This window comes from Pseudoduganella aquatica (assembly GCF_009857595.1).
Taxonomy (GTDB): Bacteria; Pseudomonadota; Gammaproteobacteria; order Burkholderiales; family Burkholderiaceae_D; genus Rugamonas; species Rugamonas aquatica_A.
Map to the genome: position 1 here is coordinate 1 of NZ_WWCU01000019.1, position 19592 is coordinate 19592.

16 protein-coding genes and 1 pseudogene are annotated in these 19592 nt (G+C 62.4%); 14 read left to right on the plus strand and 3 right to left on the minus strand.

Annotated features, from left to right (window positions below):
- The 7 genes and pseudogenes from GTP77_RS16905 to GTP77_RS30650 all read left to right on the plus strand — a co-directional run.
- On the plus strand, window positions 1–665 hold a 665-nt coding region (locus tag GTP77_RS16905; RefSeq protein ID WP_229202238.1), incomplete at its 5' end, for an RHS repeat-associated core domain-containing protein.
- Between the two features lie 2 nt (window positions 666–667).
- On the plus strand, window positions 668–877 hold the full coding sequence (locus tag GTP77_RS16910; protein WP_161073324.1) for a hypothetical protein: 210 nt from the start codon (window positions 668–670) through the stop codon (window positions 875–877).
- Window positions 878–996: 119 nt separating this feature from the next.
- Window positions 997–2415 (plus strand): RHS repeat-associated core domain-containing protein, encoded by a 1419-nt coding sequence (locus GTP77_RS16915; RefSeq protein WP_161073325.1) that lies wholly within the window; start codon window positions 997–999, stop codon window positions 2413–2415.
- A 38-nt stretch (window positions 2416–2453) separates the two neighbouring features.
- Window positions 2454–3077 (plus strand): hypothetical protein, encoded by a 624-nt coding sequence (locus tag GTP77_RS16920; RefSeq protein WP_161073326.1) that lies wholly within the window; start codon window positions 2454–2456, stop codon window positions 3075–3077.
- Window positions 3078–3509: 432 nt separating this feature from the next.
- Entirely contained in the window at window positions 3510–4478 is a 969-nt protein-coding gene (locus GTP77_RS16925; protein WP_161073327.1) for an RHS repeat-associated core domain-containing protein, read from the plus strand.
- Window positions 4479–4715: 237 nt separating this feature from the next.
- A pseudogene (locus GTP77_RS31245) lies at window positions 4716–4811 on the plus strand (RHS domain-containing protein); the annotation flags it as partial.
- A gap of 116 nt (window positions 4812–4927) precedes the next feature.
- Complete coding sequence (locus GTP77_RS30650) at window positions 4928–5317, plus strand: RHS repeat-associated core domain-containing protein (protein WP_229202239.1); 390 nt, start codon at window positions 4928–4930, stop codon at window positions 5315–5317.
- A 527-nt stretch (window positions 5318–5844) separates the two neighbouring features.
- Here GTP77_RS30650 and GTP77_RS16940 read toward each other — a convergent pair.
- Window positions 5845–6906, minus strand: coding sequence for a M29 family metallopeptidase (locus GTP77_RS16940; protein WP_161073328.1), 1062 nt, complete (start codon window positions 6904–6906; stop codon window positions 5845–5847).
- A 169-nt stretch (window positions 6907–7075) separates the two neighbouring features.
- Between GTP77_RS16940 and GTP77_RS16945 the strand changes: the two genes are divergently transcribed.
- Window positions 7076–7513: a hypothetical protein gene (locus GTP77_RS16945; protein WP_229202240.1), complete on the plus strand. Its 438-nt coding sequence runs from the start codon at window positions 7076–7078 to the stop codon at window positions 7511–7513.
- Window positions 7514–7519: 6 nt separating this feature from the next.
- Here GTP77_RS16945 and GTP77_RS16950 read toward each other — a convergent pair whose 3' ends face one another.
- Together GTP77_RS16950 and GTP77_RS16955 are read right to left on the minus strand one after the other, a co-directional pair.
- The gene (locus GTP77_RS16950; protein WP_161073330.1) at window positions 7520–9022 is read right to left on the minus strand and encodes a choice-of-anchor X domain-containing protein; all 1503 of its coding nucleotides are present in this window, start codon (window positions 9020–9022) and stop codon (window positions 7520–7522) included.
- Complete coding sequence (locus tag GTP77_RS16955; protein WP_161073331.1) at window positions 9019–9993, minus strand: hypothetical protein; 975 nt, start codon at window positions 9991–9993, stop codon at window positions 9019–9021. The genes GTP77_RS16950 and GTP77_RS16955 overlap by 4 nt, the downstream gene beginning before the upstream one ends.
- A 208-nt stretch (window positions 9994–10201) precedes the next feature.
- On the opposite strand from GTP77_RS16955, the gene GTP77_RS16960 reads away from it, so the two are divergent.
- The 6 genes from GTP77_RS16960 (at window position 10202) to GTP77_RS16985 (ending at window position 19583) form a co-directional block, all read left to right on the plus strand.
- Window positions 10202–10684, plus strand: a complete 483-nt coding sequence (locus GTP77_RS16960) for a cache domain-containing protein (RefSeq protein ID WP_308807748.1) — start codon at window positions 10202–10204, stop codon at window positions 10682–10684.
- A 192-nt stretch (window positions 10685–10876) separates the two neighbouring features.
- Window positions 10877–12463: a hypothetical protein gene (locus GTP77_RS16965; protein WP_161073332.1), complete on the plus strand. Its 1587-nt coding sequence runs from the start codon at window positions 10877–10879 to the stop codon at window positions 12461–12463.
- A complete protein-coding gene (locus GTP77_RS16970; protein WP_229202241.1) occupies window positions 12460–14031 on the plus strand; it encodes a hypothetical protein in 1572 nt (523 codons plus the stop codon). The genes GTP77_RS16965 and GTP77_RS16970 overlap by 4 nt, the downstream gene beginning before the upstream one ends.
- A gap of 41 nt (window positions 14032–14072) precedes the next feature.
- Entirely contained in the window at window positions 14073–14534 is a 462-nt protein-coding gene (locus tag GTP77_RS16975) for a hypothetical protein (RefSeq protein ID WP_161073333.1), read from the plus strand.
- Between the two features lie 26 nt (window positions 14535–14560).
- Window positions 14561–18247, plus strand: a complete 3687-nt coding sequence (locus GTP77_RS16980) for a tubulin-like doman-containing protein (RefSeq protein WP_161073334.1) — start codon at window positions 14561–14563, stop codon at window positions 18245–18247.
- Window positions 18248–18320: 73 nt separating this feature from the next.
- Complete coding sequence (locus tag GTP77_RS16985; RefSeq protein ID WP_161073335.1) at window positions 18321–19583, plus strand: hypothetical protein; 1263 nt, start codon at window positions 18321–18323, stop codon at window positions 19581–19583.
- Window positions 19584–19592 lie beyond the last annotated feature (9 nt).

Here is a 19592-nt window from a genome sequence, read left to right on the forward strand (position 1 = left end):
GGGGCGAATTGCTGGGAATCGTGCGGAGTGGCCAGTTCTATGCCAGCCATAATGACCACCTTGGCAGGCCCGAAGTGCTGAGCAATACCGCAGGCGCTGTCGTGTGGCGCGCGGAAAACGCGGCGTTCGACCGCAAGGTGGTTGTCGATACGGTAGGAGGATTGAATGTCGGCTTCCCTGGACAGTATATCGATAACGAAACTGGGTTGTGGTATAACTGGAATCGGTATTACGATGCTGCGCTTGGACGCTACCTGCAAAGTGATCTGATCGGATTTGCGGGCGGGATAAATACCTATGCATATGTCGAAGGCAACCCCGTTAGCAATGTGGACCCAGGAGGGCTGCAGAAAGGGATGCCTCAGGGGACGATGTATCGAGGGACTGGCGACATCAACGGACAGATTTGGATTGGCAATCAGATGCGAAATGGTGCGATTCAGAATTTCAGTTCAAGAACGCGTAATGCCTACGATGCCTGGGGTCCTAAGGTTCAGTCGGTCTGCTTGGTGAGCGTCACCCATATTCCGCAGCCGCCGCTCCAGTGCTCTGCGTCCAACCCGACTGGTGCCGCTACGCTGCCGACGACTGGCCCAGTAATGTCGTCGCCGGGCCAGGGCGGCTCTACAACTTGCCTGCAATGGGGCTTGGCGATGGTGCAATAAAGATGGACCTCTTTGTCACCGTCATCCAGATTCTCAAAGACCTTCTCGGTAGCCTGAACCCATTGCGCTTATTCAAGCCGGGTTATCGAGATTCGTTCAGAGAGGTTTGGCGACAGGAGCCTCTTATCTTCCGTATCGGCTATGTCCTCGGAACAGTCGGCCTGCTCGTTTTGATTGCGCTGGTAGTGCTGTGGTTCGTGCGAGGCCCTTAATCTTGAGTCCCGAGTGCGGGGTAGAATTGGAGTCGCTGCCGGAGCGAAGCATAGGAAGCCAACCCGGCCGAAGACGGGGCGTCCAGCCACGAAGCGAGCGCTGGCACGGTGCACGTTCCTTGGCATATGCCTACGACAGCTATAGCCGCGTTTCCGGCATCACCAGCAACGTCGGCGGCGCGTCGGCCACGCTGGCTACCAACTTCCTGTACCAGCCGGCGAATTTGCAGCGCTATGCCTGGCGCTTCGGCAACGGCTTGCCGCGCCTAGTGACGCTCGACACGGATGGCCGCATTGCGCAGATGAGCAGCAGCGGCGTACACAACGTCACGCTGGGCTATAACAATGCAGACCTGATCAACAGCCTCACTGATGGCGTGTACAGCGCCATGACGTCCGGCTTCGGCTATGACGCTGCGGACCGCATCAACTCTGTAACCCGCAGCAGCGACGCGCAAAGTTTTAATTGGGATAGCGCGGGGAACCGTACCAGCCAGAGTCGCCAAGGCACGGCCTATACATTTACGCCCGACACGCAAAGCAACAGGCTCGCCTCCTGGAGCGGCGGCGGCAAGTCGCGCAGCTTTGGCTATGACGCGATCGGCAACGTCCGCACCGAGACGCGCACCGATGGCAATCGTACCTACGACTACGACCTGTTCAACCGGATGAGCGCCGTCACCATCAGCGGTGTGCAGGTCGGCGACTACCGCTCCAACATTTACAACCAGCGCGCTTACAAAAACATCGGCGTGGGTACCGCCTACGTGTATGGACCGCAAGGAGAGCTATTGACCGAAACCGGCGCCACGCCAACCAGCTACGTCTGGATAGGTGGTGAGTTGCTGGGAATCGTGCGGAGTGGCCAGTTCTATGCCAGCCATAATGACCACCTTGGCCGGCCCGAAGTGCTGAGCAATACCGCAGGCGCTGTGGTGTGGCGTGCGGAAAACGCGGCGTTTGACCGCAAGGTGGTTGTCGATACTGTAGGGGGATTGAATGTCGGCTTCCCTGGCCAGTATATCGATAACGAAACTGGGCTGTGGTACAACTGGAACCGGTACTACGATGCCGCGCTTGGACGCTATATCCAAAGCGATCCGATCGGCCTTGCGGGCGGTATCAATACCTATGCATATGTTGAGGGGAATTCATTGAGCCGTATTGATCCGACGGGGCTGGAACAATGTGATATTGATGCTGCAGAGAAGACTGCAAGAGAGCGTCTCCCTAATATGAATTTTGGTAAAGGTTCGCCAAAAGTCGACTACTCCGGAATGGGATGGTACGGGCAAGCTCAAATTCTAGGGCGGGAAGAAGGTTTTGACGGTTATATACACCTAAATAAAATGTTTCTCAAACCACTGGACGCGAGAATGCAATTCAAAGTCCTGGAAACCTATTATCACGAGGTCGGACATTTTACGTGGCAGGAAGCATATCACGATGTAATCTATCCTTACGCCGCCAAGAATGCCGAGGCAAGTTGGGAAAGATTCCAGGCCATGCGCAGTAAGCTCTGCAAATGTGCAAAATAATGTTGCTTTCATCTTCATCTATAAGTTGCAGAGCCCGGATGATGGTTCTCGTTATACTTGTCACCGCCTGCTCGATTCGTGTCCACGCTGGTGCTGTTGAGGAACAACCCACGCCCAAAGTGCCAATAACGTGCCTTTTGATTGCAAAGGCTTCAATTGTTACCAAGCGTTTTGATGAGCCGCCTTATGGGCAGGCCAATGTGGGGCACCAGATAGGTGTAGGCACGCGAAATGTATTGTCTATTCGAGCATGGGAGGACTTGGCTGACTCTGATACCTCGCAACTGTGGAAAGCAACTTTGGAGTTTGCGCCTATAACTGCTGCTATGACTTTAGGTGAAGTTAAGCATATTCCTGTGTTGCGCAGCTACTTCACGTACGGGGGATTGTTCTGGTTGAGTGGTGGGGGGTACGTTTGGGGCGAAAATACTATTCGCCAAGTCGATTTAATCAGAACGAAAACAGGGTTCGAGGCAGTGGTTAATGGCCCAATTGCTGCTACTGCTGCGCTTAGCGGAGCCCCTACACGTACGAAAGGCGTATGGCGGTGTAATGTCATTCGGCGAAAAGTTACCCAACTTGATCTATGGGAGGGGAAGCCAGGAACGAAATTTGAGTCTTTTCACCCAGCTAACACGCTACGGCCGGTTGATCACCTGTAATAGTCAGCGTGGTACGGAGGCCCGATGCTGTTGAAAATAGAGTTGACTACGTTTTATTCGACGCGTGATGAGGATCGTTTTTTTCAAAGGCTCAAGGTTATTTCGTCCATAAAAGATGTTCGTCGCGTGGGACGTGGGCTTTTCATTGAGTTGACGTGCGCTCTCTTAGTAACGACGTGTTACGTGGGTTAATTGCGTTGCTTTGGCGCTATCAGATATGTCTGATGCCGTTGGGATAGCGCGGGGAACCGTACCAGCCAGAGTCGCCAAGGCACGGCCTATACATTTACGCCCGACACGCAAAGCAACAGGCTCGCCTCCTGGAGCGGCGGCGGCAAGTCGCGCAGCTTTGGCTATGACGCGATCGGCAACGTCCGCACCGAGACGCGCACCGATGGCAATCGTACCTACGACTACGACCTGTTCAATCGGATGAGCGCCGTCACCATCAGCGGTGTGCAGGTCGGCGACTACCGCTCCAACATTTACAACCAGCGCGCTTACAAAAACATCGGCGTGGGTACTGCCTACGTGTATGGACCACAAGGAGAGCTGTTGACGGAAACCGGCACCACGCCAACCAGCTACGTCTGGATAGGGGGCGAATTGCTGGGAATCGTGCGGAGTGGCCAGTTCTATGCCAGCCATAATGACCACCTTGGCAGGCCCGAAGTGCTGAGCAATACCGCAGGCGCTGTCGTGTGGCGCGCGGAAAACGCGGCGTTTGACCGCAAGGTAGTGGTGGATACCGTTGGTGGCTTGAATGTGGGTTTCCCTGGGCAGTATGTGGATGCCGAAACTGGGTTGTGGTACAACTGGAATCGGTATTACGATGCTGCGCTTGGACGCTACCTGCAAAGCGATCCGATCGGGATCGCCGGAGGAGTTAATACCTATGCATATGTCGCAGGAAATCCGATAAGTCGTGTTGATGCGAGTGGGTTAGATGACTCTTCGTACGATTTTTCGATACGATCCAACCAAAACCCAGTACGACAGCTTTGGATAGCTACAACAGATGCGCTCTCTGGAGCAGTCCGTGGTCCGGACTATATCGCTGCGTCCGGAAACATCTATATTGTATCCGTCGGAGCAGCAGTAAACCTTCATAATGGAAACGTCTACATGCAAGGCAGTCTATTCAGAGGATATCCTGCACCAGTTTCAAAGCCCGGGGCGTGCATCGTGGCGGGCAGCATCGTTGGATCCGGAGTGGATGGAGCCAAAACTGACTCCTTCTTAAACGGTGCGGGAAATCAAGCCACTATTTTCGTGCCTGCAGGCAATCCTTTCATTGGAGTGGGTGGCGGTGTATCGCACGCGATAGGTGGGGCATATTCGATTGAATACGGTGTCGGGTCTGTAGGGGCAAGCGTCTCGCCAATTACATATGGAAAATAATGAAAAAATCTATGCGGCAATTGCTTAGAGATGGGTTCACGAAAACTAGAAATGAACAATATGATGAAATGTCTCGAGGAGAGAAAATTGGGTATTGGATATTTTGCGGCGTCGTTTTTTCTTTAGTGTTAATAGGTTGGATTGTTGCGTGGAAATAATGCGTAAAATCCTCCTGGAGCGGCGGCAAGTCGCGCAGCTTTGGCTACGATCCGATTAGGGGGCGAATTGCAGGGAATCGTGCGGAGTGGTCAGTTCTACGCCAGCCATAATGACCACCTTGGCCGGCCCGAAGTGCTGAGCAATACCGCCGGCGCAGTCGTGTGGCGCGCGGAAAACGCGGCGTTTGACCGCAAGGTGGTCGTTGACACCGTGGGGGGATTGAATGGCGGGTTCCCTGGGCAGTACATCGATAACGAAACAGGATTGGTACAACTGGAACCGGTATTACGATGCTGCGCTTGGGACGATATATCCAAAGCGATCCCATCGGGCTTGCAGGAGGGATCAATACCTACGCCTATGTCGGTGGAAACCCGGTCGCTTACTCCGATTTCTTGGGCTTGGCGCCAGACGATCCTTACCGGACCGCGAACTTGGCTACAGTCGCGGCAATAACGGACATTTTCCCGCTGACGGCGAAGTCCGGCAACGAGTGGGGTGGACGGGTCTATCAAATGCCTAGCGGGAAATATTCATACACCAACCCAGAGGAGGGCAATACCAAGGACATGGGCAAGGTGCCGCCACTCGAGTGTCCGAACGGTGGCAAGAATGTCGGTATGTACCACACGCATCTGCGGATTCAATCCGTCAATGCAACACACCTTTCAAATTGTTGAGCCGGCGTTTGGTAGTGTAGCGTTGAATTACTCCTGGATGGCTTGGACGCAGTTTGGACCGCCTGTTGAACCCACTGTCCTCCTCGCCTTTCATAATTAAGGCATTTAACTGGAAGGGTATGAGCCGCCGTTTATCTAAAGAGATCACGCCTATGGTGACTGGATATTTAATATTTTCGATCTTACTGATATGGATTTTTTGGATTTGCAATAGAAAGTGGCGATTTGAAAATAGATTGGTAATGGCTGCCGTCACTCCTTATGTCAGTTCGTTAATGGCTTTTATGTATATTTATCTGACTGGTCTGCGCGGAGGGGCTGATTTTTTTCAGGCACTTTTGGTTGGATCATTTGCTCCATATTTTGCCTTTTGGGGGCCAATGATCAGTGTCTGTAGTATTGGATTGTTGTTTTTTTGGAAAGAATCTTATATCCACGATTTTTTCTTAAATAAAAATACCAGGCTTCAACTATGGGAAGGGCGGACCATAGCTGAAGGCGACATTCTAGATAGAAGCCGTGTAGGCTTACACCCGCCAGGCCCCATCCTGATACACCCTTTCCTCACCCAGCCAGACCGCTTCGGTCACGGCGAACACGTCCACATGGTAGCGTGCGTCCTTGCGCTTGAATTGCGGTTTCTGGTACTGGCCGTGCTTGGCGCCCAGCGACAGGTGGATGCCGCACATGCGCTCGTAGGTGCCGATGTCGCTCACAAGCCGCTCGCGCGAGAAGGCGCGGTTCATGCCGAAGCCGAGTTCGCGCAGCCATACTTCGCCTTCGTGGGCGCGGATGATCTCCAGCATGTTGTCGAACTCGGGCGTGGAGTCGATAGCGCCGGTGACGCGGCCGTTTTCCACGATCATGGTGATGGGCTGGGCCGGGTGGTTGACGTGGAAGGAGGTGTCGCCGAACACGAACACGCGCACGCGGCCGTTCACCGCTTCCAGGTCCTGCGCTTCGGTGAACACTTCGCCGATGGGGAACTGGCCGCCCACGTTGTTCATGCCGCTGTAGTCGCCGATGTTGAGCTTGGCCGCTTCCAGCGGCGAGTCGAAGCGCAGCAGCGCGCCGGCGCCGCTGTCCACCACGGCGGACGGCGCCGCGTTGATGCGCGCTTGCAGGGCACGGCCCACGCCGCGGTAGTAGGCCGGGTCGTAAGCCAGCGAGGCGATGTAGTGCAGCCCCTGTTCGCCGGGCATGCGCGACAGGTGCACGTGCTCGATCACTTTCAGGCCGCGCTTGAACAGTTCGATGCGGATGCGGAACGCTTCCAGGCGGAAGCTGGTGGACTGTATCAGCACCACCAGGTCGTGCTGGCCCAGCTCGGCGAACGCGGCCAGCACGTCTTCCGGCGCCACAGTGTCGAAGTCGATGAAGCGGCCGTCCGGCAGCGAGCGGCGGTAGGCTTCCGTCAGCGCCTCATTCAGCGCGCAGCGCCGGTCGTACACCACCAGCGCGCGCTGCGGCGGCGCGTATTCGATGGCTCCGGCCAGCAGGTCGCGCACGTTGACCGCCGCCGTGGCGATGGCGTCTGCGGGGAGGGCGCCGTGGGGCGCGGACGGGGGGAGGGGAGCCGACTGTGTCATTTTTTAATCAGAAGTAATACTTATTGGAAGCTTGAGCATTATATGCCCTGCATATTCCTTGTACAGCGCAAGGGAGCGGCGTAGAATCATTGCAATATAGCCGGACGGCAACTTTACAGATTCGGCGTCACATTACAGGTTGGAGGCAGCGATGAGCTCAGTGAAGGGAATGGATTTACCGCTGGAACGGCCTGATGACGGCGATGGACGGGCGGCGCTGTTCGTGCCGACCACGGCCATCAAGGAAGACGTGCTGCAACTGGTGCGCAAAGGGGCGGCCGTCGTGGGCTTCGGCAACCATGACCGCACCCTGACCATTTATTACGAGAGTAACCGCTTTTCGGAACCATCGCTGGCGAAGTGGGAGCAGAAGGCGCGCAAGTGCTTCGAGCGCCTGCTGGACAACCTGCCGACCACCAACAAGATGGTCAGCAAGCCGGAGAACTTCGAGCAGGTGGGCTATATCAGCAACAAGGGCATCGTGATCCGCCGCATGGAAGTGCTGCAGCGCTGGCTGGAGTACTCGGACGCGCTGGACTCCGCGCCGGAGAGCGAAACGGTGGCGTTTGCGCCGCCGCCGCCGCCCAAGAAGATCGTCGCCGAGTAATCCTCCTCACACCACCATGATGCTGGCTTGTGCCTTCAGCGGGCAGGGCAGCGTGTCGTCAAACGTGATCTCGACCGCGCTCGCCACGAAGAAGCCGCCGATGTGCTGGGCGGCGATCTCCGGCGGCGTGCCCGGCTTGGTCAGGTTCACGTCCTGCGCGAACAGGAAGATGCGCCATCTGCCATACACCGTCTGGCCGTACTTGAGCAGCAGCCGGTAGGCCAGCTCCAGGCTCAGGCTGGCCGCGTACACGCCGTCGTTGGCGCCGGTGTCGAAGCCCAGGCCGTCGTCGGTAAGCGGTATCACGAAGTTCAATCCCTGCGGCGCCTGGAAGATGGCGAAGGAATACAGGTCGGTGCCGTGGAACAGGCTGCCGTCCTCGCGGTGGAATTTCGCGCGCACCCACAAGGGACTGAAGGCCTGCACCTGCGGCGGCGCTTCCACGTCCACCGGGCCGGCGGTGTGGATGTTGGTTTGCGTCTCCGTCACGCTGTGGCTGTAGGTGGCGCCGGTGGTGATGCGCTGGTAGGTCCAGCTGACGTCGGTGGCGTAGGGCACGCCGGCGTTGGGCGCTTCCAGCATGGTCCACTCGGCCACCACGCGCTCGCCCACGGTCAGTTCGCCGGCGGCGGGCGGGGTGGCTTCCTGGCCGCGCCAGAACGGGTCGGCCGCGTCCGAGCAGGCCACGGCAATGGCCACCGAGGCGATGGCCGAGGCCACTCCCGCCACTGTGTATTCCGGCTCGCCCGAGCTGGCGCCCTCCAGCGAGCAGCAGGTGACGCTGGGGTCGGTTTCCTCCACGCTGCCGCCCACATTGAAGCTGGCCTTGCCCGCGCCCAGCGCCGCCGCGATGATGGCCACCAGGGCGGCGATGATGGCGATGATAATGGCGAGTATCTTCCACCACGGGTCGGCAAAAGGCAGCTCGCCGTGCAGGCCGGGGAAGGCGGGATTCGGCGCCCAGGCCATAGTCAGGCCGGTGGGCACGATGGGGCCGCCGCCCGGCGGGCAGACGCATTCCTTGCCGTCCGGCCCGGTCTGGCCCCAGCGCTTGCCGGGCAGGTGGCCTTTCAAGTTGGAGACCGTGAGCGTGCCTTCCTGCACCGTGCAGGTGTAGCTGTTGCTGGTGGCGTCGAAGCGGGTTTCGGAGACGAAGATCTGCTGGATGGAGCGGCGCGGGGTAAAGCCGTCGGCGCGCGCCAGGATGCTGACCAGCGGCTTGCCGGGGCTGGCGTGCTGGAAGTTTGCGTCCCACATCACCAGCATGGCGGCGCCGGCGGGGATGGTGGCGAAGTAGTGGGTGCGCGCCACCGGCGCAATGCCGGGGTCGCCCACGCTCTCAAGCCAGACGGTGACGTTGGTCAGCGCGCTGGAGGACAGATTGGTGATGTGGGCGGCAATGCGCAGGCCGTAGATGGCGTTGTCGAATATGCCGTCCGGCAGCATGATGCTGGTCACGGGCTCGATGGCGAACGGGCGCGTGAGCACCTGGAGTGGGGTGGCGCTCATTTTTTGTCTCCTTGCAGCTGGACTACAACGTAGCTGACGCCGCCGGCCACCTTGCCCTGGCTGCGTTCGATAATGTGCACCAGCTGGTACTGGCCGGGCCGCAGTCCGTCCGCGCTGAAGGCGGCGTACACGGCGGTGGCCGTGCCGCGCGGCAGGCGCACGCGCAGGCCGTGCTTGCCGCCGTAGTCCGCGTCCGGCCCGGCGCCGCCGTTGGCCGCACCCATGTCATCCTCTGCGGCGCCGGGCTCGTTGCCCTGCGCCTCGGCATCCTCATGGCCGTGCGGATGGCGGTCCTTGCCGCCGCACAGCGGCTGCAGACTCAGCTCCACCTGCACGGCCCGCTGCGGCGCAGGCCGCAGCTGCAGGCCGCGCAGGCCCAGCAGCGCGATCTGCCGCTCGTCCAGCTCGCCGCCGTATTCCACGCTGATGAAGGCTTCCTTGTCCTGCCGGGGCAGCGCGCGCACGCTGATCACCATGGCCGCTTGCAGCATGCCGGCCATCAGCACCGTGATGTTGCGCTGCGCGATCTGGTCGTGCGCGGGCGGGTCGAACACATAGCCGTTGGGCAGCGGGTCGGGGATGGGGCCGGTGTCGCCCGGCACGTGCGCGACGGCCAGCAGGCATTCGTGGCCGCCGTTCACAATGACCGGCACCCACGGCACCAGGCACAGCACGTCCTGGCCCACCGGATTGTTCGGGTCCGGCTCCGGCGCCAGGTCGGCAAAGGCCGAGCCGATGGCGGTGGCATTGCCGACGATCACCTGGGCGCTGGGATCGGCCCAGTAAAAGTCGATGCGGGTGCCGTTGGCCTGGGTGTTGCCGAGATTGGCGGCGTGCGCCCACAGGTAGGCAGGCTGGCCGGCGACCGGCGTGCCGGGCGCACCGTTCGGGTCTGTTCCGGGCACGACCCAGATGTCGGTGCTGGCCCACCAGTACGGCGAGCCATCGCGGATGATGGTATGAGCAGGCATGGCAGTCCTTTCGGAAGCAGCGTGGGAAGACCCCGGAGTCCAGCTTATGCCGCTGCCAAACGCGCGATTTGATGTAAATCAGACCCAAGCGTCGGGTTTGCGCAACCGGCTTGCGGAAGTCGTAGGGTTGCTGTACGGCATGTGTTATGTTGGATGTGACGGGCAGCAACGAACTGTCCGCACCGACAAAATCCACAGGAGACGACAGATGATGAAACATGCATTCCAGGTTGTATTCGCGGCCGTACTGGCCTTGTCCCTGGGCGGCGCCGCCCGCGCGCAGGACGCCACCCACCGTGGCACGGCCGACGAGGCGGTGGCCATGGTCAAGAAAGCCGGCGCCTTTATGGACAAGAATGGCCGCGACAAGGCGATTGCCGCCTTTAACGATCCCAAGGGCGAATTCATCAAGGGCGACCTGTATGTCTTCATGTTCGGCATGACGGGCGAGCAGCAGGGCGTGGCGCTGGCGCACGGCCAGAACGCCAAGATGGTCAACAAGAACCTGATGGAGCTGAACGCCGGCGGCGTGTTCCCGATCAAGGAGTTCCTAAAGGTGGCGAACAGCCCGGCGGGCAAAGGCTGGGTTTCCTACAAATGGCCCAACTCCATCAGCAAGAACATGGAAGACAAGTCCACTTATGTCGAGAAATTCGGCGATGTGCTGATAGGTGTCGGCATCTACAAATAGCCGAAGAGGGAAAGTTCGGCCAACAACCGCGATCCAGCGCAATACGCCCCGCAAAAATGGGGCGTATTTTTTTATGGCGGCTTGCCCGAACCGCTGGGCGCTGCGTTATGATGCAAAGGACAACTTGAGCTCGCCCAGGCGGAGCCCAGGTTCCGCAGGCGGGAATCTATCCGAGCATATTCGAGCATATACATGGCATACAGGTGGGAGACTTCCGACAGCGTCTGGCTGGAGGACGATGAAAGTGGGCAATTTGAGCTGGCGTCCAGCCAGGGTTTGAGCCGCATCGAGTGGCAGGCGCAAGCGCGCACGCGCTTGCCGGACGTGGCGCAGCTATTGGGCGCGTCGCTGCCTGCGGGCTGCGCGCACGCGGCCATTTATCCCGAAGGTTTTGCTTACTGCCCAGAGTGCGGCGCTGCGCTGCGCGTGTGTGCGGCGGCGCAGCGTCTGCCTGCGTGGTGGGGACCGAGCAGCGCGCCGCTGCCGGTGAATGAGGCGCCGCTGCCGCGCCATGCGCCGCATGGTTTGCCGCTGACGGCGCTGCCGCTGGCGGCCAGCCTGGAGACGCGTCCGCCGGAACCGCAGGTGGGGCAGGCGGAATTGAAGATCCCGGCGCCGCCGAACGCGGTGTGCGTGTTTGCGGCGGCCGATTTCGGCTTTGCGGCGCAGCGCTTGCTGGCGCTGGCTTACACGCGCAATGTGCTGCAGTACTGGGATCCGGCCGCCATGCGCTGGCATGTGATGACGTGCGAGGATCACCTGGCCGATTTGTCGTTCAGCGCGTCGGCGTATGCGTGGCTGCCGGCGCACGCGGAGGCGCGGCGCGGGGAGGTGGGGCTGGTGCCGTCGGGGCAGGGTCTGGTGCGGCTGCTGATTAATCCGGTCAGCGAGAGTTTTCATACCGAGGTGGTGCTGTCGGCCAGGCTGGCCAGCGCGCCGGGTATGGTGGGGCGGCGGATCGCTTGCCTGATCGCGGCGGCAGGCGGTGTGCGCTTGTGGACTGCGGATGCGCAGGGGGCGGATGGGGAGACGCTGGAGATTGCGGCGGAGCTGGCGGGTTACGCTGCGCTAACCCGCCCTACGGTTTTCTCCACCGAGGCTGATGTTATTCCGGATCCGGATGCCGATGGCGCTGTGCCGGCCGGCGGGTGGTCGCGTCCTTTGAGTTATGACGGGAAGCTGATGTGGCTGCACGCGCAGGGGCATCTCGTCTGGCGTCCGGGCAGCGCGCCTCAGTGGCTGCCCTGGCCTGCGGGGTGGACGCCGCGCTTGCAGTTCGGCGGGCCGGCGCGCAGCCGGGACGGGCGCTTGTGGCAGATCGGGCATGACGGCCAGGCTTATTCGTTCAGTGAACTGGGCGTGGCGCAGGCTCAGCAGCGCGAACTCGATGGCGCGCGGCTGGGCTTTGGCACGCTGCTGTTCCGCCGTGGCCACCAGGTCAAGAACGAGCCGTGGGACGTGGAGGACGTGGAGGACCAGACCCGCAACGAGGCGCTGGTGCTGCCGCTGCTGGAGAATGTGAGCAGCACGCGCAGCCAGCCGACCGGGCTGGTGCTGCGCATGGAGCGTCCGCCCGCCATGGCGGAGGATGCGCTGGGCGGCGCGGTCATACAGCGCACGCTGATCGAGTGGGTGGGGCAGCGCAATGTCATTCTGGATGAGGCGGTGCGCTTGTCGCATCCGGCGGATTGCCAGCCGTTCGTGTATGACAACTGCCTGTGGCTGCACCATCCGGGCTGGAACGAGATTCGCGGCTGGCATTTGAAAGCGCTGCCATGATGCGGGCGCTGATGCGGCCATCCGCGCTGGCGCTGGCTTGCGCGCTGGGTGCGCCGGTCGCGGCGCTGGCTGCGCCGGTGTCGCACGTCTTCCTGGTGCAGAACTCGGGCTGGATGGAGCCGTTTTATACGGACCCGGCCTCGCAATACAAGGCGCTGGTGACGGAGGTGGTGCTGGCCGCCGTGCAGCCGGGCGATGCGCTGGTGCTGGCGGCCTTCAATCAAAGCCTGCCGGGTGCACCGTCGCCGAAAGCGCTGCTGGCGGCGAAGGTGGACGACAAGCCGCAGCGCGCCGCAGTAGCAGCCGCGCTTGCGCCGCTGGCTGCGGCCAGGAAGCCGGGCAGCAGCGCGCTGGCGGATACCGATCTGGGCGAGGCGGTCAGCACCTCCATCACGTCGGCGCTGGGCGGCAAGCCGGGGCTGATCTGGCTGTTCACCAACAACAAGAACAGCCCGAACAACGACCAGGCCACGGCGCAGCGCAACCGCGAATTCTATGAGCTGATCCATCACGGCGGCAGCATCAAGAAGGCCTTGGCCTTTCCGCTGCACATGCCGGTGCATGGCCGCTACAGCGCCAACGGGATGATGATTTACGTCTTTGCGATCCAGGACGAAGGCAAGCGCGAGCTGGATGCGCTGCTGCGTTCGGGCCGTCTGCAGAAGGTGATCACCGAGCCGCCTGCGCGCCTCAAGCCGCTCGACCAGGACACCGTGCGCCTGCTGCCTGTGAAGGTGGAGAACGTGCCCGGCGTGGCGTTTTCCACGCAGCCCAACGGCACTTTGCGCGCCGACATTGACGCCGCTGCCGCCGCATCCGGCGCCGCGCCATCCGCCGGAGATCCGGCCGCGGCCGCGTCTACCGCTGCGCACGCTGCTGGCGGCCCGCCCGCCGCGCGCATCCAGTGGCGGCTGGAGAACACGATTTATCCCTACACCATCACCAGCGCCCGCCTGGCGGCGCGTTCGGTACTGGCCGGCGCCGAGAAGCCGATTGCGCTGGGCGCGGACAGTGTGCAGGGCCTGGCGCCCGGCAAATCGCTGCCGCTGGCGTCCAGCATGCAGCTGCCGGTGGCCAACCTGCCCGGCAAATGGTCGCTGGAAGCCGTGCAGGCCGCCGGCTCCGCCGCAGTGCTGCCGGGCGCGATCGAAGTGCAACTGAGCGAACAAAAACTGGAACTCTCGCAAGCTTTCCGCGATCGCATGGCCGCGCTGTTCCCTGGCGACCCGCTGCCCGACATCTTCACGCCGCCCAGCCAGGTGCAAGGCTCGCGCGCCGTGCTGCCGCTGGAAGTGCGCATGCAGTTCGGCTTGGCGCCCTTGCTGGCGCTGCTGGGCGGCGTGGCGGCACTGCTGCTGGGCGCCGCCGCGCTGGCCGTTGCAGCCGCGCGTCCGCGCAAAGTGCAGGTCACCGTCGAAGGCGAACTGCGCACGCTACACGTCAAGGCCGGCAACAGCCAGCCCCTGTTCGACAAGGCCGGCAACAAAGTCGCCGTGCTTAACACCACCTTATTTGGCAGCACACTGACGGACCTGCGCGAAGGCGCGCAAGTGCGTCTCGGCCGTTAATATCCAGCTCATATTTCCGCCCATATCAAGGATCACCAAGAATGCAAAAAGAAAACGACATCCAGCTGGCGCAGGCCAATACCGACCCGGGCTTCAAGGTGCCCGGCAGCCAGGACCAGAGCGCCAAGCCGTCGAGCGAGCCGGCGCTGTCCAGCGTGCCGCCCGGCGGCGCGCCTATCGAAGTGGCGCCGGTGCAGGGCGCGCCCGCCACCGATACCTCCACGCGCGACCTGGCGATAGGCGGCGCCGTCTTCCTGGTGCTGCTGATCGTGTTCTTCTTTGCGCGCAACGCCTACGCCAATCACCTGGTGCGCCGCCGCGTGGCGCCGTCGTCGGCCGACACGGCGGGCTGGCTGATGTTCTTCGGCCTGTCCTTCCTGAGCGCCGCCGCCGTGCTGGCCATCCTGAACGCCGGCAAATTCCTTACCGTGGCCATTACCGGCACCTTGCTTGTCTTTGGCATCGCTGCGCTGGTCGGCGCGATGCTGACGGGCCGCCGTTAATTCAATAAAAGCCCAGGAGAGCGATCATGGCAGATTTCCAGAACAACGGCAGCGGCAAAAAAGCCGAACTCAAGGTCGACCTGCGCCCCACGCTGTTTATCGGCGCGGGCGGCACGGGCATGGAAGTGATGATGCGCATCCGCCGCCGCATCCTGTCGGCGGTCTGGAACCGCCGCCATCCCACGCGGGTGGAAGCCATAGGCCAGTTCCCGGTGGCGCGCTTCCTGCACGTGGACCTCGACAGCGGCGCTGTCATCGACGAAGGCAAGTCGCAGCGCACCGACCCGTGGTACGAGCTGGTGAAGCTGAGCGACGAGGAACGCCTGGTCGAGTCGATAGACCTGCAGCAGTACCACGAGTCCGACGACAGCCTGGCGCGTTTCCCACTGATAGAAAACTGGATGCCGCTGCGCCCGAAAAAACTGCGCTCGCTGGGCATCGATCCGTCCAAGGGCGCGGGCCAGATCCGCGCCGTGGCGCGGCTTTACCTGTACGACAAATACCCCAAGCTGCGCGGCCGCATCAAGGGCGCCTTGAATTTTCTGAGCAGTAACGCGGGCAACGAGCGCAAGGAAAACTACCAGCGCCTCGGCCTGCAAGTGGACACGTCCAAGTTCCGCATCGTGGTCATCGGCTCCAACGCCGGGGGCACCGGCGCGGGCACCGCCATGGACCTGGGCTGGATCGCCAAGGCCATTGCGCGCCAGGAAGTGGCGGACAGCCAGGTGGACCTGGTGATGTTCATGCCGTCCGGTTACGCCAAGGCTAACAAGGAGCGCACCGAAGCCAACGCCTACGCCACCCTGATGGAGCTGGAAACCGCCATGCGCGACATGAACGCGCAAGTGCGCTGGGCGGACCCGGACAGCCTGACCGGCCGTGGCGCGCCGTTCGACGACGTCTATTTCGTCGACACCGCCAACCTGGCCAACAAGGCCACGCAGGATGTGAAGGACGTCTACCAGATGGTGGCCGATTCGCTGTTCGAGGACTTCGCCTCGGCGGATTTCGCCAACCGCAAACGCTCGGTGGCGGTGAACCAGCAGCAGCACAAGCTGGGACCATTCAATCCGCGCGTGCCGGAGCAGCGCTTCGGCGACATGCGGCTGTCCTACTCCAAGGTGTACTCGGCTTTCGGCCAGGCGGTGCTGGATACGCAGCAAAGCCTGCGCGAAGACATCCGCGCCTACGAGCTGGCGGGCCTGATGGTGAAAGCCTTTTTCGGTCTGCTCGGCAGCGACGGCACCAAGGCGCGCCGCGCCGGCGACCAGGAGCGCGACATCTTCATGCGCGAGCAGATGGCGATGGCCGAGCATCCCTTCGACGAATTCCCTGATTTCAAAAAGGGCACGGTGGACGTGACGCCGTTCCAGGAATACGCGCTCACCGACCAGCTGCTGATGGACAAGGACGAGCGCTCCTTGCTGGAGCGCGTGGAAAGCAAGGTCCAGCTCGAGATCGACCGCATCATGGGCGACTATGAGCTGAAGCAGTGGCGCGAGAAAGTGGCCGAGCTGCTGCCGCACCTGGAGCGCGACGCCATCCGCGAAGCCGGCGCTACCGCCGAGACCAGCGAGGACCGCCTGAAGCGCCACACGGCCGAACTGCTGCAAAGGCTGAAGGGCCGCGCGCGCGAGCAGCTTTACGCGCTGCTGGACGACCGCAAGCAGGGTGGGCTGGAATTCGTGCTGTCGCTGCTGGAGCAGATCAAGGCGCGCATTTCGCAGCGTGACCTGGTGCACATGGAACGCAACGGCAAGCGCTACCGCGACATCCGCGACGCGCTGCGCACGCGCCAGGTGGAGGAATCGCTGAACAACCTGTCGCAGGCCGCCGCCAAGATGTTCGGCAGCGAGGCGCAGTCGCGCGAAGTGATGGCGCACCTGAAGCGCGACATTGCGGACTATCTGCGCTTCCACATGCTGGCCGTGGCGGCCGGGCAGTCGGTGGAGCTGCTGAACTCCATGTCCACCTGGCTGGGCGATACGCAGTCGGTGGACGAGCAGGGGCAGGCGGTATGGAGCGGCATTGCAGGCGAGCTGCAGGAAGGGCGCCGCTGCGTGGAGGCCATGCTGGGCGTGGTGGACCAGCGCATTGCGCAGCTGCGCGCGGATGCGCAGCATGAACACGCGACCTATATGAAGCTGGCCAGCGACACGGTGCCTGAGGCGGTCAAGCTGAGCGGCGACATCAGCGTGTGGAGCGAGGAAGTGCTGCTGGAGTTCGGCGGATCGGCGCGCCTGTTCCCGCAACTGGGCGACGAGCAGCTGCGCTCGGCCCTGCTGCTCAAACTGTTCCGCCGCGCGCAGACGCAGCTGAGCAGCGAGCATCTGGACGACGGCGAAGCGCCGCCCGATCCGCTGCTGGAACGCCTGATGGCGATGTCGCCGCAGGAGCGCCAGCTCACGTTCAACGAATGGATACGCAGCGCCATGCCGTGGGTGAACGCGCGCTTCTCGGCGGAGTTCACGCCGAACGCGGACCAGTTCAAGTGCTTTATCGGCGTGGGCGACGTGAACGCGTGGCGCAAGCTGGAGGCGGAGATCAAGGCGGCGGTGCCGACCGGCTTCTTCCACGGCGACCTGGTCAGCATCGTCAATACCGGCGTTGCCGGGCGGGCGGTGTGCTATATCGAGCTGTCCGGCATTCCGATGACGGTGCTGCGCGGCTTGCCGACCTGGCGCACGTCCTACCAGATCGAGAATCCGAAGATTCCGACCCATTTGCACTTCGACTCCACGCGCTTCCGCCATCCCATCGCGCCGTCTATGGATGAGCTGAACCGGCTAGCGGACGATTACGAGTGGTTCCTGCAGGCGATTGCGCTGGGCGTGGTCAAGCGCAAGGCCGACCTGGCGGACCGCGAGGCGCTGTTCCAGCCGCGCGGACAGTATCTGTTTGAAGTGGAGCAGGGTTCCGGCGAGTGGCTGCAGATCGGGAATGAGTTCGCCATCCGTTCGAATGGCTTGCCCGCGTATTACCGCGACCAGGTGATCGGTTCGGTGCAGCAGCGCCTGGCGCGCATGGGGGCGAACCAGTTCGTGCTGCTGGCGGCGCTGATGCGCCACTACCAGCACCGCGTGTATCAGCCCAAGCTGGAAGTGGACGAGACGGGCGCGGAGCTGCCGTCGCCGTCGCTGCCGAATATCACGGCGAAGCGTCTGCACGATGAATGGGTTAAGCGCGCGCAGGCCATGCAGGCTGGCTTGGCGCCGGGCGCGGCGCCGACGGTGGAGCGCGCGCTGGAGGCGCTGGCGGCATGGAGCGAGCCGGTGGCCGGATCGTCCACGGACGCGTACAGCTGGGAGGTGCAGCATGCGGTGGACAAGCGCGTGCTCAAGCCCGAAATGCTGGCCAGCGACGCGGCTGCGGCGCGCGTGTTTGGCGATGCTTCCGCAGCGACCGCCGTTGCGGCGGGCGGCGCAGCGGCTCCTGCTGCCGCTGTTGCCGCTGCTGTCGCCGCGCCGCCTGCGGCTGCGGGCGGCGTGCTGTACAAGGTGTTCGTCAACAAGACGCAGCAGGGACCATACGGGCTGCATGAACTGGCCCAGCGCATCACGGCGGGCGAGGTGGACGGCAACACCAAGGTCTGGAATATGCTATGGGTGCCGCGCGTGGACCAGTGGAAGCTGGCCAGCGAGATGCCGGACATCGCACCGCTGCTGAGCGCCGCGATCCCGGACCCGCATGACGATATCCCGGACCCGGAATAAGGAAGGCTGAGTAGTGGACGTAGTGACGTACCGATGCATCAACAATGATTGTGGCCGGGTTTTTCCGCGCCAGGTGAAGTTCTGCCCGTTCTGCGGCACGCGGCAAGCCGCCGCATCAGCGGCCGCAGCGGCGGCGTCCGCGAGGCCGTCGCAGGCGGCGCAGCCTGCGGCCTCGGCGCCGCCGGCTGGCCGTCCGCAGCCGGTGGGCAAGCAGTCTGCGGCGCACGCGCAGCCTTCCGAACCGCCTTCGCAGCCTTCGCAGCCGCAGTTCAGGCAAACGGTGCCGCCCGCATCCAAGCCCGCGGCGGAGGAGCCTGTCGTCATGACGCCGGAGCAGATCGCTGCGGCCAAGGCGCGGCTGGACAAGCTGCGCGGTGCGCAGACCGCCGGCAGCGCGCCGCCCGGACGCGCCACCGGCGGCCAGCAAGGCAAGCCGCCGCTGCGCGAACCGATAGGCTGGAGCACCTGGCTGCTGGTCGCCATGATCCTGGCCGTGATCTGGTATTTGGCCAAGCCGGCCAGCAAGGACGACATCCTCGACAAGCATGCCGACAAGGTGCTCGCACTGATAGGCGAATGCAAGCTGGATGCAGCGCGCGCCGAAGTCACCGCCATGCGCGCGGACAAAGCCAGCGATTTGCAGATCAGAAAGGCCAACGACGCGATTCACAGCGCCGCGCTCAACTGCGAACGAAACCGCCAGCGCACCAAGGCCTGGACCGACTTGAAGCCTGCACTGGAAAGCGCTTTGCAAACCGGCGCCGTGGAACGCGCGGACGCCCGCCTGGCCGCCTTCACGAAGAAATGGGGCGCCGACGACGAAACCCGTGACTGGGACAAACGCATCGACTTGAAGAAGGCCGAGCGCCTGCTGGACGACGCCGACGGCTGCCTGAAAATATCCAACAGTGCCTGCCTGGAAGCCAAGCTGGTGGCCGCCGAGAAGCTGAATCGCAGCGAAGTGGCCGACCGTATCCACGCCTTGCGTGAAGCCCTGTCCAAGCTGCTGGAATCGACCGTGCTGGAACAGAAGGCGCCGCCCGCGCTGAGCAACGAACCACCGCGTGCGGCGCCGGCGCCCCAGGTGCTGAGCACGGCGCCGCAAGTGCCGCAAGCAGCCCAGCAGGCGCGCAAGATCCTGGCCGACGCCGAGCGCGAACTCAGCCAGGGCAATTACAAAGGCGCGATGGACAAGGCGGAAATTTGTGCAACGATGATAGACGTGGGCAACCGCGAATGCGTGGGCCTGAAGCAGCGCGCCGAGCGCTTGAACCGCGACATGCTGCGCTGCGTGGCCAGCGGCGCGGACTGGATCAACGATAAATGCCACAACTAAGCAAGGAGG

Bases quoted from the DNA above. Each gene is read 5' to 3' on its own strand.
- GTP77_RS16910 (WP_161073324.1), top strand. From the start codon at position 668: ATGGACCTCTTTGTCACCGTCATCCAGATTCTCAAAGACCTTCTCGGT.
- GTP77_RS16920 (WP_161073326.1), top strand. From the start codon at position 2,454: ATGATGGTTCTCGTTATACTTGTCACCGCCTGCTCGATTCGTGTCCAC.
- GTP77_RS16925 (WP_161073327.1), top strand. From the start codon at position 3,510: ATGAGCGCCGTCACCATCAGCGGTGTGCAGGTCGGCGACTACCGCTCC.
- GTP77_RS30650 (WP_229202239.1), top strand. From the start codon at position 4,928: ATGCTGCGCTTGGGACGATATATCCAAAGCGATCCCATCGGGCTTGCA.
- GTP77_RS16940 (WP_161073328.1), bottom strand. From the start codon at position 6,906: ATGACACAGTCGGCTCCCCTCCCCCCGTCCGCGCCCCACGGCGCCCTC.
- GTP77_RS16945 (WP_229202240.1), top strand. From the start codon at position 7,076: ATGGATTTACCGCTGGAACGGCCTGATGACGGCGATGGACGGGCGGCG.
- GTP77_RS16950 (WP_161073330.1), bottom strand. From the start codon at position 9,022: ATGAGCGCCACCCCACTCCAGGTGCTCACGCGCCCGTTCGCCATCGAG.
- GTP77_RS16955 (WP_161073331.1), bottom strand. From the start codon at position 9,993: ATGCCTGCTCATACCATCATCCGCGATGGCTCGCCGTACTGGTGGGCC.
- GTP77_RS16960 (WP_308807748.1), top strand. From the start codon at position 10,202: ATGATGAAACATGCATTCCAGGTTGTATTCGCGGCCGTACTGGCCTTG.
- GTP77_RS16965 (WP_161073332.1), top strand. From the start codon at position 10,877: ATGGCATACAGGTGGGAGACTTCCGACAGCGTCTGGCTGGAGGACGAT.
- GTP77_RS16970 (WP_229202241.1), top strand. From the start codon at position 12,460: ATGATGCGGGCGCTGATGCGGCCATCCGCGCTGGCGCTGGCTTGCGCG.
- GTP77_RS16975 (WP_161073333.1), top strand. From the start codon at position 14,073: ATGCAAAAAGAAAACGACATCCAGCTGGCGCAGGCCAATACCGACCCG.
- GTP77_RS16980 (WP_161073334.1), top strand. From the start codon at position 14,561: ATGGCAGATTTCCAGAACAACGGCAGCGGCAAAAAAGCCGAACTCAAG.